The organism is Streptomyces sp. NPDC006193, assembly GCF_040613915.1.
Taxonomy (GTDB): domain Bacteria; phylum Actinomycetota; class Actinomycetes; order Streptomycetales; family Streptomycetaceae; genus Streptomyces.
On the sequence record NZ_JBEXTB010000034.1, the window covers coordinates 1 to 13,459 of the forward strand.

A 13,459-nucleotide genomic window follows, 5' to 3' on the forward strand; every position below is an offset into this window, starting at 1 on the left:
AGACGCGGCCCCTGGCGTCCAGGTCGTTCGTACAGTGGCGCGCTCCACCTGGACGCCAGGAACCACGCCCGCTCCACGGTGTGTGGGTCGACGGCAGACGGGATGGGAGCTGAGGTGAGTGGGGAGCTGAGGTTGCAGCGCCTACCTGCCTTGGCCGGGTTGCGTAATATCCTGAGCGCCACGATCCGAAGGTGGCTCTGCGATCATCGCTTGTACCAAGGAACTCAGGATTTCCGCTCGCTGCTGTGTTTCGAGACGGGCGTCAGAAATCAGACGTTCAGCAGCTAGATAGCGGGAGAACTCAAGTGGCTGATCAAAGTAGGCGCGCAAATGCTCGGCAGCAGTTTCCTGTGATTTAACGAAGGTCCTGCTCACATATCCGGCGAGAGCGGCGGAGACTGCGCCGAGTGCGCCAGCTACGACGGCGCCAGCTGTCGTGCTGGCGAAGAAGGCCACTGCGGCGAACGCAACTAGCAAGATGAAGCCCACAGTCATGGCGATCTGGGCGTTGCGGAACGATTTGGCTGCTTGTTCTAGTGCAATGCCATGGTAGTGGTCCAATCGGCGATGGGTCACTGTCCAGAGGGCAGAAAGCGTCAGGCGTGCCTGCTCCTCATCCTCCGCTTGTGACTGCGAAGCATCGGCATGGGGGGAACGTAGTTCCTCTTCCAGTTCGACTTCAGCCTGCCGCACCCGCTCTCGCGTTTGGGCGACGTCCTCGTCCTCAGGCCTCCACCCTACGAGTTCCACCATTAGCCCGGCGAAAAGAATTGAAAAGCCTAGTAGGGCTGCTCCAGGCGTGATAGATGCAGGATCTTTTCCTTGTAGGAACCGGACTAGAAAAAGCGCGCCAGGCAGGACGAGGGCCGCGATCGCTACAATCAGGACGTTGCGACGCCGGAACGCTCGGCGTCGATTTCGCAAAGCCACTCGAACTTCGGGATCTATTCGATTCGAATCAGGGGTGCTGGATGAATGAGGAGAAAGATTCGATGCGGGTATCGTCGTAATGCTCGATCCCACTCGTATAGCCACTTGGCCATCACTGGATACAGGCGCGTTTTGGGACGCTTCTACGCGGATTATGCCGAACTGTTTACCCTGAGCTGTAACGCAAAAGGCTCGTATCTCTGGCTGGGGATCCAGCCGCCTGCGCGTGTAATCTACGAGGCGTTCAAATGCGCGCGGATCGACGCCGGTCAGCCTGCCCGCTGGTGGATTAGGTCGATCGTCAATGCCAACAATGATCGTGCCACCGCGCGTATTGGCGAATGCGGCGATAATTCTGCCTAGTACGCGAGGCTGCACTCTGGCATTCTTGAACTCAAGATCTACTCCCTCGGGTTGGCGCAGGAGGGCTTCGATCTCTTCGGGTGTCGCCATGGCCGTGAGACTAATCGCTGTTGAACGGCTAGTCCCATGAACTGATCAAAATGTGCACCGATCGCGTGCCGCGGGCAGCGGGCTCGATCGGCGGCGCAGCCTCGTGGGCCGTCCCTGGGCCGACCGAGGCCGACCAACGCTGACAGCCGGCACCCGCGGGTGACCACCCCCACCCCGCTCTGGCCTGGGCCCGGAGATGATCTGCGACACTGGTAACGCCATGCCTAAGCCCGGAGATTGCTCATGCTAGGCATACTCAGCGACGAACTCCGGGCGGTACGTGGCTTGATAGTTGCCGAGCGCCCGCCGAAGCATCGCGGCCCCGCGGGGAACGCCGGCCGCCAGGTGCTCCCACCCAAGGAAGCGCACATGGTCCGGGATCCTGACCAGGCCAGTGATTGCGTCCCAGAAGGCAGCCCAGTTCATGCCGTAGAAGTCCGGGAAGCGCAGCTCCCGCTTCAGAAGCAGGTGCAGGGCGCGCTCGTCGGTCACCTCGCTGACGTCAATGGTGATCACGGCGACATGCTTGCATGCGGTCGCAGCGTTCTGACATCCACGACTGACATCAACGGCAGCGGACGGCGGCGACAACCAGCAGCCGCGTGCGGCACCGGTGCACGAGGTGGGCCCTAGCCCAACCGGGTGGAGAACGAACTTGTAAAGCGAAGGTCGTCGGTTCGAATCCGACAGGGGGCTCTGTCGCTGAACAGCGAGAACGCCCCGGCCGGTGATCGGTCCGGGGCGTACCGGCATCGACGGCCGACACCGACCGGGGCGGTCACTCACGGTCGAGACGGCGCCTGAGCAGCCGGTCCCTGTGGCTGATGGCCTACGTACGAGGACGGGGACAGCTCGACCCCCTTGAGCCGACCGGCCTCCGCCTGCCGCATCCGGTGCCGGCGGAGCGCCGCCGGGCAGATCGGGGGCAGGGGCTGTCTTCGTACAGCTCCCCGCCGACCCGCTGCACCTGCTTGCTGACGCCCCCCGCATGCCGGGTCAGGCGGCGAGCAGCAGGGAACGACGGGGAGAGCGCGCAAGCCACCTGCAAACACGTGGAGGCAGGCAACATCGTGTGGTACCTCAAGGTCATCTGGCATCACGACTTCCCCGATGAGCCGGTGGAGATCTTCAGCGAGGTCGGCGAGGACCGGTACGAGGTCCGCAAGGCCGAGGTCTTCCGTGATGGCCGGCTCGATTGGGCGGACGAGTCGCGGTGGAGCCCGAGCACCATGCTGGGAGAGGCGCCTGTGCCTCCGCTCGAGGAGATCAACGAGCAGGACGAGTTCACCGCCGCTGTCATCCCGGCCGAGGAGTTCGAGCAGGCATGGGCGGCAGCAAGGGGCGCCCTGCCCTAGGTCCCGGGGCCGTTTCCGGGCCGTCCGAGGGCGCATAAGGGCGACCAACGCTGACCGTGGCGGGGTCTCGCCGGGATGTCGGTCACGCGCCGGACGGCGGTGGCGTGCGTGAATCGGCTCATGGGTCTGCGCCGGGGGCTGAGCGGGGTGACGGCGTACGTCCGGAGCGCTCCCGGCACGTACGTGTGGCTGGGCATCCTGTTCGTCACCACGGTGGCCCTGCACCACATGCCGCCGGAGTTCGAGCTGCACTTCCTGCGGCAGCGGTCGACCAACCTCCATGAGCTGTCGCGCGCGCCGGTGCGGGTGCTGGTGGCCAGCGCGATGTGGATCGAGAGCGGGCACTGGGCGCCGTACGCCTTCCTGTACACGGTGTTCCACGCGCCGGCGGAGCGCTGGCTGGGCACGGCCCGCTGGCTGGCGGTGTGCGCGTCGGCGCACGTGCTGGCCTCGCTGATCGGCGAGGCGGTGCTGGCGGAGGCGATCCGGGACGGCGCGGCGCCGCCCACGGCGGTCGACACGCTGGACATCGGGGTGAGCTACGCGCTGGCCGGGGTCATCGCGGTGCTCACCTACCGGATCGCGGCGCCCTGGCGGTACGCGTACCTGGCGGCGGTGCTGGTGGTGTTCGGGCTTCCGCTGGCCGCCGGGCCGACCTTCACCGACTTCGGCCACTTCGTGTCGGTGCTGATCGGGCTGGCCTGCCGTCCGCTGGCCGCCGGCCGCGCAGCAGCATGGGATCCGAGGGAGACACTGGCCGGTCGGAGGGGTTAACGTCCCGGCCATGGACAGCTCGGCGAGCGGTGTCGTCAACGGCGGGATCTCCTTCTGGTACGCGGACGACGGTCTGCCCGCGGTGCGGGAGCCGCTGCCGGGGGACGCGTCGGCCGACGTCGTGATCGTCGGCGGCGGATACACGGGCCTGTGGACGGCGTACTACCTGAAGAAGGCGGCCCCCTTCCTGCGGATCACCGTGCTGGAGCAGGCGTTCTGCGGGTACGGGGCGTCCGGCCGCAACGGCGGCTGGCTCTACAACGGGGTCGCCGGCCGGGACCGGTACGCACGGCTGCACGGCCGGGACGCCGCCGTCCGGTTGCAGCGGGCGATGAACGACACCGTCGCCGAGGTGGTCGCGGTCGCCGCGGCGGAGGGCATCGACGCCGACGTGCACCGGGGCGGCGTCCTGGAGGTGGCCACCACGCCGGCCCAGCTCGCGCGGCTGAAGGCGTTCCACGAGCGGGAGCTGTCGTACGGCGAGCAGGACCGCGAGCTGTACGGCGCCCGGGAGACCGCCGGGCGGATCCGGGTCGCGGGCGCGGTCGGCTCGGCGTGGACCCCGCACGGGGCCCGGCTGCATCCGGTGAAGCTGGTGAAGGGGCTCGCGGCCGTGGTGGAGGCGCTCGGCGTGACGGTCCACGAGTCGACGCCGGTGACGGAGGTCCGCCCCAAGCACGCCGTCACCCCGTACGGCACCGTCCGCGCCCCCTACGTCCTGCGCTGCACCGAGGGCTTCACCGCGTCCCTCAAGGGCCAGCGGCGCACCTGGCTGCCGATGAACTCCTCGATGATCGTCACCGAGCCGCTGACCGGGGAGCAGTGGGCGGCGATCGGCTGGGACGGCCGGGAGACCCTCGGCGACATGGCGCACGCGTACATGTACGCCCAGCGCACGGCCGACGGCCGGATCGCGCTCGGGGGGCGCGGCGTTCCGTACCGCTTCGGGTCCCGCACCGACAACGACGGCCGTACCCAGGCGGCGACCGTGGCGGCCCTGCGGGAGATCCTCACGCGTTTCTTCCCGTCCCTGGCGGGCGTGCGGGTCGCGCACGCCTGGTCCGGGGTGCTCGGCGTCCCCCGTGACTGGTGTGCGACGGTGACCCTCGACCGCGCCACCGGCCTCGGCTGGGCGGGCGGCTACGTCGGGTCCGGTGTCGCCACCGCCAACCTGGCCGCCCGTACGCTGCGCGACCTGGTCGTGCAGGACTCCGGACAGGGCGGCCGCACCACGCTGACCGAGCTGCCCTGGGTGAACCACAAGGTCCGCAAGTGGGAGCCGGAGCCCTTCCGCTGGCTCGGCGTGCACGGCCTGTACGCCGCCTACCGGGCCGCCGACCGGCGCGAGCGCCTCCGCCCCGGCGCGCGCTCCTCCCGGCTGGCGAGGGCGGCGGACCGGGTCGCGGGGCGGCACTGACCTCCCGCCGCCGCGCCCCGCGCAGCCGCCCGCCCGGCCGGTCACCCGCGCGGCCTGATCCGTGCCGCCGCCCCCGCCGACGTCCGTCTCGTCCACGCGCTGGTCCGTGAACCGGCCGCCCGGGGAAAGGCGTTCCACGGGCGGGCGCTACCGGCCGAGCCGGCGCGGATCTGCGCCAGCGGGGCCACGAGCGGGCCGGAGGGGGCGGTGCCGAACGGGAACCGGCCGGTGAGCGGCTTCTACGAGGCGAGGCGCTGGGTGCCCGGCCGCAGGACGAGTGGACGGTGCACCGGCTCACCGGCGGGGCGCCGGCCCGGCTCGGGGGGCCGGGCCGCCGACGTCCGGCACCGGGCCGGCGGGCGGCCGGCGCGCCGGTCAGGGCTCCAGGACGACCTTGCCGACCGTGCCGCGGCTCTCCAGGGCGCGGTGGGCGGCGGCTGCCCGGGCCAGCGGGAAGCGGGTGACGGCCGGGCGGAGCCGGCCCGCGGCGGCCTCGGCGAGGGCGCGCAGTTCCAGGGCGCGCAGGCCGCCGGCCCTCTCCAGCATCGCCGGGCCGAGCACCGACTGCGAGACGCCCTCGACGAAGTGCCCCCCGCCCGCCGCGATGCCCTCCGCCGACCAGCCGAACACCAGGTGCCGGCCGCCGGGGCCGAGCAGGGCGACGGCCTCCCGGGCGACGTCCGCGCCGACGCCGTCGTAGACGAGGGTGGCGGGCCTGCCCCCGAGGTGGGCGCGGACCTCGGCGGGCCAGTCCGGGCGGGTGTAGTCGACGGCGAGGTCGGCGCCCTCGGCCCGGACGCGGGCGGTCTTCTCCGGGCCGCCCGCCAGGCCGATCACGGTCGCGCCGGCGTTCCGGGAGTACTGCACGAGCAGCGTGCCGATGCCGCCCGCGGCGGCCGGCACGACGACCACGTCGTCCGGTCCCGGTTCGGCGAACTGCACGATGCCGAGCGCGGTGCGACCGGTGCCGATCATGGCGACGGCCGCGGCGAAGTCCAGGCTCTCCGGCAGTTCGTGCAGGCGTTCGGCGTCGGTGACGGCGAGTTCGGCGTACCCGCCGGGCGCGAAGCCCAGATGGGCCACCACCCGCTTGCCGAGCCACGCCGCGTCCACGCCGTCGCCGACCGCGTCGACGACGCCCGCGACCTCCCGGCCGGGCACGGTCGGCAGTTCGGGAAGCGCGGGCAGGGGGCCCCGGTGCCCCTCGCGCAGGGCGGTGTCCAGCAGGTGCACACCGGCGGCGGCGACGGCGACGCGCACCTGGCCGGGGGCCGGGACGGGGTCGGCGGTCTCCTCGTAGATCAGGTTCTCGGCCGGACCGAAGGCGTACAGGCGGACGGCGTGCATGGGACTCCCCCGGGTGAGGCGGTGGTGCGACGGTTCGCGCGCCCCACCCTCCGACCTCAAGCGCGCTTGAGGTCAAGGGCGGGCCGGCCGAGGATCAGGGACACCGCGGTGATCGCGCTGTTGAAGGACACCTCCGAGAGCACGCCCGGCGCCGCCACCTGGTCGCCCGCGAGGTAGACGCCGTCGCCGCGGTCCACGGCCGGCCGGTCCCGCCAGCTGCTGCCCGGCGGGTCCACGGCGCCCGTGCGGCCGTCCGCCACGGCCTCCCGCCGCCAGGTCACCCGCTCCCGCCAGCCCCGGAACCCCAGGTCGAGCAGGTGCGCGGCGCGGGCGAGACCGTCGGCCCGGCTCTCGCCGGGCCCGATCGGGAACTGGCCCTGCAGCAGTTGCTCGCCGGCCGGGGCGAGGGAGGGGTCCTGAGCGGTGAACCGCTCGATCCAGCCGGGCGCGTCCAGGTCGGAGACGGCGAAGGGGTCCCCGCGCCGGGTGCGCACGGCGAGGTCGAGCAGGACGGTACGGCCGCTCGGCCAGGCCAGGGTGTCGTCGCGCAGCAGCCGCCGGGCGGCGGGCAGGGAGGTGGCGACGACGACCGGACGGTCGCCCGGCAGCTCGTCCACCCGGGACTCCGTCTCGATCCGCACGCCCATGTTCCACGCCCGGGCGGCCATCCGGTCGATGACCGCGCCCCAGCCGCCGCGCGGGTAGTGCGCCTCCGGCGGCAGCGCGGTGGCCCGGCGCAGCCGTTCCTGCACGAAGGCGGCGGACAGGCTGCCGGGGTCGTGGTGGAAGAGGGCCACGGCGGTGTACGCGGCGGCGGCCCGGGCGCCTTCCTCGCCGGCGATTCCGGTCGCCCAGGTGCGGAAGTCGGTGTCGACGGGGGCCGGGCCGGTCCTCGGCCGCAGCAGTCTCAGCAGCGCGAAGGGCGGGGTGCGGCGCAGGGCGCCGCGGTGGTGCAGCCGCAGCCGGGCGGCCTCCAGCGGCGGCAGGGGAGCGAGCGGGCCGATCAGGTCGCGCCGGCGGAGCCAGGTCCAGTGGGGGCCGCCCGCGTAGAAGGCGTGCGGGCCCTCGTTGGTCCGGTACGGTCCCCCGGCCGTCCGGGCGCGGCCGCCCAGGCTGTGGTGGGCCTCGTGCACGGTGACCCTGGCGCCCGCCTCGGCGGCGGTGATCGCTGCGGTCAGTCCGGCGAGGCCTCCGCCGATGACGGTGATGCGGTGCATGGGGTCTCCCTGGGTCGTCGCGCCTGCTCCGTCGTTACGACGGTCCGGCCGCCGCGAACGTGACATCGCCGGGCACGCGCGGGCCGGCGCCGCCACGCCCTCCGCACCGGGCCGGAGCCGCCACGCCCTCCGGCCCGGGGCGGGGTTTGTCGGTGGCGGGGTGCAGCATGGGCGCATGGTGAGGCGAGCGACGGGAAGCCGGCCGGCGGGCCGGGCAGCGGTGACGGGCGCGCGGCGGCCTCAGGTGCGGCTGCCGCCGCTGCGGCCGTGGGCGGAGCGGGAGCTGGAGCCGGACGGGGACTACGACGGGCTGGAGTTCCGGGAGCGGGACCTGGCCGGACAGGACGGCGCCGGCGCCCGGTTCATGGACTGCGCGCTGACGGGGTGCGCGGTGGACGAGACGGCGCTGGGCCGGGCCCGGGTGCTGGACTCGGTGCTGACCGGGCTGCGGGGGGTCGGCACCGAGCTCGCCGGGTCCACGTTCCGCGACGTCGAACTGGTCGACCCGCGGCTGGGCGGCACGCAGATGCACGGCGCCGTGCTGGAGCGGGTCGTCGTCCGGGGCGGCAAAATCGACTACCTGAATCTGCGCGGGGCCCGGCTCAGGGACGTCGTCTTCGAGTCGTGCGTCCTGGTCGAGCCGGACTTCGCGGGCGCGAGCCTGGAGCGGGTGGAGTTCGCCGACTGCGCCCTGAGAGGCGCCGACTTCGGCAGGGCGACCCTGAGGGACGTGGATATGCGGGGCGCCGCTCCCCTGGAGATCGCCCGCGGTCTGGACCGCCTGTCCGGAGCGGTCGTCACGACGGGCCAGCTCCTGGACCTGGCCCCGGTGCTGGCGGCCGAGCTGGGACTGCGGGTGGAGGGGTGACCGTCGACGGGCCCTAGGGCATCCGCGGGAAGCGGGCCTGCAGGGTCCACACGGCCGGGTTCTCGGCCAGGTCCTCGTGGAGGTCGGTGAGGTCCGCGATCAGGTCGTGCAGGAAGTCGCGGGCCTCCCGCCGCAGTTCGGTGTGGGAGAAGGTGAGCGGGGGCTCCTCGGCGGGGGTCCAGTCGGAGGTGATGTCGACCCAGCCGAAGCGGCGCTCGAAGAGCATGCGGTCGGTGGACTCGGTGAAGTCCAGCTCCGCCCGTTGCGGCCGGGCGGCGCGGGAGCCCAGGGGGTCCCGGTCCAGCCGCTCCACGATGTCGCACAGCGCCCAGGCGAAGTCCAGCACCGGCACCCATCCCCAGGCTGTGGACAGTTCCCGGTCGGTCTCGGTGTCCGCGAGGTAGACGTCCCCGCAGAACAGGTCGTGCCGCAGCGCGTGGACGTCCGCACGGCGGTAGTCGGTCTGCGGCGGGTCCGGGAACCGGTTGGAGAGGGCGTAGCCGATGTCGAGCACGCAGCAGATGGTGTCACGCCGCCCCACCGCCCCCTCCGCCGGTACACGGTCCCCCGGGGGCTGCCCGATCTCCTCTCGGGTGCCGCCCGGTCTCTTCGGCGGTGCGCCCGATCCGCCGCGCGGTGTGCGGGTTCGCCGGGGCGGCCCGTCCGCTCCTCGGGCGGCCCGTCCGCTCCTCGGGCGGTGCCTCGGGCCCGTCCTGCGGTGTGCGGGTCCGCCGTGGCGGTCCGCCGGCCCTTTCGCGGTCCGCCCGGCCTACCGGTGTCTCTGCCGGGGGGTGCCCATCCGTTGCGCGGTGCGCGGTGCGCGGTTCGCCCGTGCGGTCGGCCGTCGGCCATCGTGCGGGCGCGACCGCTGAACTCCCCGCCGTCAGCGCCGAATCCGGCCCAGCCGGCGCCGCTGCCCGCGCGATACGGGCCGGACGCCCGGTGGTCAGGCCCGCACCGGTCCGCTCGCCGAACTCGCGGTGCGCACCGGCCCGACGGCGGTTCCGCCGGCACGAAGCCCCCTGCGGTGCGGTCCGCGTGCCTAAGATCACTGACATGTCCAGATCCGTGCGCCTTGTCCCGGCCGTCGTCGCCCTGCTCGCCCTCGCCGGCGCCGGCTGCGGCGGCGGGGTGCGGGGCACACCGGGCGGACCGGGCGTACGCGACCCGTACTTCCCGAAGGCCGGCAACGGCGGCTACGACGTCGGCCATTACGCCCTCGCCCTCGACTACACCCCGGCCTCCCGCCGCCTCACCGGCACGGCCGTCCTCACCGCCCGGGCCACCCAGGACCTGTCCGCGTTCGACCTCGACCTCGCCGGGCTGCACGTCGACTCCGTCACCGTCGAGGGCGAGGACGCCCGCTGGAGCCGCAGCGGCCGGGAACTCACCGTCCGCCCGGCCGACCACCTCGGCAAGGGCGAGACCTTCCGCACGACCGTCCGCTACTCGGGCGTCCCGCGCACCCTCACCGACCCCGACGGCGCCGAGGAGGGCTGGCTGCCCACCGCCGACGGCGCCCTCGCGCTCGGCGAACCGGTCGGCTCGATGGCCTGGTTCCCCGGCAACCACCACCCCTCCGACAAGGCGGCCTACGACATCACCGTCACCGTCCCGGAGGGCCTGCAGGCCGTCTCCAACGGCGAGTTGGTGGACCGGACCACCGAGGGCGGCCGGACGGCCTACCACTGGCACAGCGCCCAGCCCATGGCGAGCTACCTCGCCACCGTCGCCGTGGGCCACTACACCGTCACCCGCGCCAGCGGCCCGCACGGCCTGCCCGTCGTCACCGCCGTCGACCCCACCCAGGCGAAGGCGAGCGCCGCGGTGCTGGCGAAGATCCCCGCAATCCTCGACTGGGAGGAGTACAACTTCGGGCCGTACCCGTTCTCCTCCGCCGGGGTCGTCGTCGACCGCCCGGGCGACGCCGGCTACGCCCTGGAGACCCAGACCCGGCCCGTCGTCCCCGCCGACCAGCTCGACACCGCGACCCTGGTGCACGAACTCGCCCACCAGTGGTTCGGCGACTCGGTCACCCCGGCCTCCTGGCGGGACATGTGGCTCAACGAGAGCTTCGCCACCTACGCGGAGTGGCTCTACGAGGAGGACCACGGCGGCCGAAGCGCCGAGGAGACCTTCACCCGCCTGTACGAGGGCGACCACGAGGCGCTCTGGGCCTTCCCGCCGGCGAAGCCGTCCGGGGCCGCGCACATCTCTGACAGCCCCGTCTACCAGCGCGGCGCGATGGTGCTGCACCGGATCCGGCAGACGGTCGGCGACGACGCCTTCTACGACATCGTCCAGGGCTGGGCCGCCGCGCACCGCCACGGCACCGCGAGCACCGCGGACTTCACCGCGTTCGTGGAGAGGCAGGCCCCGGACGAGGACTTCACCGGGATCTGGAAGGACTGGCTGTACGGCGACGGCAAGCCGCACCGCCCGTGACGCGGCGCGGGACACCGCACCCGGCGCGGCGGCTCGCGCGGCGGCGGGCCGGGGATCGGTCGCGGCGGTGGCCGGTCACCTCGCGGCCGAGGGCGGTCCCACCGTCCTCGGCGCGGGCCGTGCGCACCCCGGCGCCCGGCACGGCCGGGACGCGGGTCCGAGGAGCACCCGGGCGACCTGACGCGGTGCCGGGCCGGCCTCAGGGTGTCCGGCGCCCCGGGTGCGCGACGCCGTTCCGGCAGCCGCGCTGGAGCCCCGGCTTCCCGGTGTGCGCCGCCGTATCCGGCAGCCGCGCTGGAGCCCCGCTCTCCGGTGTGCGCCGCCGTATCCGGCAGCCGCGCTGGAGCCCCGGCTTCCCGGTGTGCGCCGCCGTATCCGGCAGCGGCGCTGGAGTCCCGGCTTTCCGGTGTGCGCCGCCGTATCCGGCAGCGGCGCCGGAGCCCCGGCTCCCGGCACGGACGCCGGGATCCGGGGGCTCCGCCGTGCGGAAGCCGTCAGACGTTGACGCCGAAGTCCTGGGCGATGCCCACCAGGCCCGAGGCGTAACCCTGGCCCACGGCGCGGAACTTCCACTCCGCCCCGTTGCGGTACAGCTCACCGAAGATCATGGCCGTCTCGGTGGCCGCGTCCTCGGACAGGTCGTAGCGCGCGATCTCGGCGCCGCCGGCCTGGTTGACGATGCGGATGTAGGCGTTGCGGACCTGGCCGAAGTTCTGGCCGCGGTTCTCGGCGTCGTAGATGGAGACCGGGAAGACGACCTTCTCGACGTCGGCCGGGAGCGCGGCCAGGTTGATGTTGATCGCCTCGTCGTCGCCGGCGCCCTCGCCCGTGCGGTTGTCGCCCGTGTGGACGATGGAGCTGTCCGGGGTCTGCTTGTTGTTGAAGAAGACGAAGTGGGCGTCCGAGTAGACCCTGCCCTGCGGGTTGACCGCGATGGCGGAGGCGTCCAGGTCGAAATCCGTGCCGGTGGTGGTGCGGACGTCCCAGCCGAGGCCCACGGTGACGGCGGTCAGGCCCGGAGCCTCCTTGGTGAGCGAGACGTTGCCACCCTTGGACAGGCTTACAGCCATGTTGGGAGTCCCTTCCTAGATACCCGTGCGTTGTCCGTGCACGTGCGTGCACGTCTGTGCCGACGAAGCTACCGTCACCGGGAAGAACGTCGAGGGGGCTCCCGGTGGTTCCGGATCCCTTTACCTTTTTTACCCGCATGCCGGAATCCGTGCCGGGATCCGTGCCGGAAATCCGGGTGACGTGGGGCGGGCCGGACCGGGAACATGGGACGCATGTCCGGGCCCTACTTCATCCGCGGCTCGGTCTCGCTCCCCGAGGCCGAGCTGACGTGGCGTTTCTCCAGGTCGTCCGGGCCCGGCGGACAGCACGTCAACACCAGCGACACACAGGTGGAGCTGCGCTTCGACCTGGCCCGCACCGAGGCGCTGCCCGCGGTGTGGAAGGAGCGGGCGCTGGAGCGGCTGGCCGGCCGGCTCGCCGACGGCGTGGTGACCGTACGGGCCTCCGAGCACCGCTCCCAGTGGCGCAACCGCGAGGCCGCCGCCGTGCGCCTCGCCGCGCTCCTGGCGGAGGCCACCGCGCCGCCGCCGAAGCCCCGCAGGCCGACCCGTGTCCCGCGGGGCATCGATGAACGCCGGCTGCGGGAGAAGAAGCAGCGGGCCGAGACGAAGCGCGGCCGCTCGGGGCGGGACTGGGGTTAGGCCGAGGCCCCGTCGCCCGGATCACCCCGGCGTCCCCGCGTCGCGGGGGCGGCACGGCCGCCGTCTGCCCCCGCTCGTCTCACGGTCTCGGCGGAAGCCCAGCCGCAGGCAGGACTCCTCGGGGCCGTCCGGCCCCGGATGCCGGGCGAGTGCATCTCGCGGGTTCCGTTCCGGCACGGCCGGCGGATTGCCGGGGGCGGCTCACCGCAACTGCCGGTACCTGCTGCGGAAGTACATCAGCGGACCGCCCTCCGCGCTGGGCACGTCGGCGGTCAGGACGCGGCCGATGACGAGCGTGTGGTCGCCGGCAGGCACCCGCTGCTCGGTACGGCACTCCAGGGTGGCCAGCGCGCCCCCGGCCAGCGGGGCGCCGGTGGCCTTGCCGCGGACGTAGGGGATGTCCTCGAAGAGCAGGCGGTCGCTGATGCGGCCCCTCATCGCGAAGCGGCCGGCGATGTGCCGCTGGCTCTCGGCGAGGACGGACACCGCCCACAGCGGCTGCTCGGCGAGCAGGTCGTCCATGCGCGAGCCGGCGCGGAGGCTGACCAGGACCAGCGGCGGGTCGAGGGAGACCGACATGAAGGCGGTGGCGGTCATGCCGACGTCCTCGGCGTCCGGTGCGCCGGGGTCGTCCGGGTCCAGGGACGGCTCCTGCGCGGTGACCAGGACCACGCCGGAGGCCAGCCGGGACATCGCGGCCCGGAACTCGTCGTTGCTCACCCCCTCAGCATGCCCGTGGGGCAGGGGGATGATGGGCGAGACAGTCTTCAGCACAGGTCAAACGCTAGTCTCCGGGCCGCGCGGGCCGCATCGGCCCTCCGCCCGAGCCGGGTCCTAGGTCCAGCAGCGGAGCACCGCATGTGTGCATCATGTGAACACGCGCACAAACCTTGCGTTCAGTAAACGCACAGCCAAACGCAGAAACTCCACTCAATTGTTCA

Annotated in this window: 13 protein-coding genes; 6 read left to right on the forward strand and 7 right to left on the reverse strand. The window is 72.8% G+C overall.

All coding sequences use genetic code 11. The features are described from left to right. Window positions 1–141: 141 nt before the first annotated feature. Together ABZ261_RS25105 and ABZ261_RS25110 are read right to left on the reverse strand one after the other, a co-directional pair. Window positions 142–1,383, reverse strand: a complete 1,242-nt coding sequence (locus ABZ261_RS25105) for an ATP-binding protein (protein WP_356862819.1) — start codon at window positions 1,381–1,383, stop codon at window positions 142–144. Between the two features lie 246 nt (window positions 1,384–1,629). Further along, on the reverse strand, window positions 1,630–1,899 hold the full coding sequence (locus ABZ261_RS25110) for a barstar family protein (RefSeq protein WP_356862820.1): 270 nt from the start codon (window positions 1,897–1,899) through the stop codon (window positions 1,630–1,632). Window positions 1,900–2,435: 536 nt separating this feature from the next. Here ABZ261_RS25110 and ABZ261_RS25115 point away from each other — a divergent pair. The 3 genes from ABZ261_RS25115 (at window position 2,436) to ABZ261_RS25125 (ending at window position 4,929) form a co-directional block, all read left to right on the forward strand. Next, complete coding sequence (locus ABZ261_RS25115; protein ID WP_356862822.1) at window positions 2,436–2,738, forward strand: hypothetical protein; 303 nt, start codon at window positions 2,436–2,438, stop codon at window positions 2,736–2,738. Window positions 2,739–2,858: 120 nt separating this feature from the next. Next, on the forward strand, window positions 2,859–3,512 hold the full coding sequence (locus ABZ261_RS25120; protein ID WP_356862823.1) for a rhomboid-like protein: 654 nt from the start codon (window positions 2,859–2,861) through the stop codon (window positions 3,510–3,512). Window positions 3,513–3,522: 10 nt separating this feature from the next. Beyond that, window positions 3,523–4,929, forward strand: coding sequence for an FAD-dependent oxidoreductase (locus ABZ261_RS25125; RefSeq protein ID WP_356862825.1), 1,407 nt, complete (start codon window positions 3,523–3,525; stop codon window positions 4,927–4,929). A 375-nt stretch (window positions 4,930–5,304) separates the two neighbouring features. On the opposite strand, the gene ABZ261_RS25130 is transcribed toward ABZ261_RS25125, so the two are convergent. Both ABZ261_RS25130 and ABZ261_RS25135 read right to left on the reverse strand, forming a co-directional pair. Then, the gene (locus ABZ261_RS25130) at window positions 5,305–6,276 is read right to left on the reverse strand and encodes a zinc-binding dehydrogenase (protein ID WP_356862827.1); all 972 of its coding nucleotides are present in this window, start codon (window positions 6,274–6,276) and stop codon (window positions 5,305–5,307) included. A 56-nt stretch (window positions 6,277–6,332) separates the two neighbouring features. After that, a complete protein-coding gene (locus tag ABZ261_RS25135) occupies window positions 6,333–7,493 on the reverse strand; it encodes an FAD-dependent oxidoreductase (protein ID WP_356862828.1) in 1,161 nt (386 codons plus the stop codon). Window positions 7,494–7,668: 175 nt separating this feature from the next. Between ABZ261_RS25135 and ABZ261_RS25140 the strand changes: the two genes are divergently transcribed. Next, complete coding sequence (locus ABZ261_RS25140; RefSeq protein ID WP_356862830.1) at window positions 7,669–8,361, forward strand: pentapeptide repeat-containing protein; 693 nt, start codon at window positions 7,669–7,671, stop codon at window positions 8,359–8,361. A gap of 13 nt (window positions 8,362–8,374) precedes the next feature. Here the strand turns inward: ABZ261_RS25140 and ABZ261_RS25145 are convergent, their stop codons facing one another. Continuing rightward, window positions 8,375–8,875, reverse strand: coding sequence for a hypothetical protein (locus ABZ261_RS25145; RefSeq protein WP_356862832.1), 501 nt, complete (start codon window positions 8,873–8,875; stop codon window positions 8,375–8,377). Window positions 8,876–9,417: 542 nt separating this feature from the next. Between ABZ261_RS25145 and ABZ261_RS25150 the strand changes: the two genes are divergently transcribed. Continuing rightward, complete coding sequence (locus ABZ261_RS25150; RefSeq protein WP_356862833.1) at window positions 9,418–10,806, forward strand: M1 family metallopeptidase; 1,389 nt, start codon at window positions 9,418–9,420, stop codon at window positions 10,804–10,806. A 494-nt stretch (window positions 10,807–11,300) separates the two neighbouring features. Here the strand turns inward: ABZ261_RS25150 and ABZ261_RS25155 are convergent, their stop codons facing one another. Continuing rightward, a complete protein-coding gene (locus tag ABZ261_RS25155; protein ID WP_356862835.1) occupies window positions 11,301–11,876 on the reverse strand; it encodes a TerD family protein in 576 nt (191 codons plus the stop codon). A 204-nt stretch (window positions 11,877–12,080) separates the two neighbouring features. On the opposite strand from ABZ261_RS25155, the gene arfB reads away from it, so the two are divergent. After that, a complete protein-coding gene (gene arfB, locus ABZ261_RS25160) occupies window positions 12,081–12,518 on the forward strand; it encodes an alternative ribosome rescue aminoacyl-tRNA hydrolase ArfB (RefSeq protein ID WP_356862837.1) in 438 nt (145 codons plus the stop codon). 201 nt (window positions 12,519–12,719) lie between these two features. Here arfB and ABZ261_RS25165 read toward each other — a convergent pair whose 3' ends face one another. Beyond that, the gene (locus ABZ261_RS25165) at window positions 12,720–13,289 is read right to left on the reverse strand and encodes a flavin reductase family protein (protein ID WP_356862935.1); all 570 of its coding nucleotides are present in this window, start codon (window positions 13,287–13,289) and stop codon (window positions 12,720–12,722) included. Window positions 13,290–13,459: the final 170 nt, after the last annotated feature.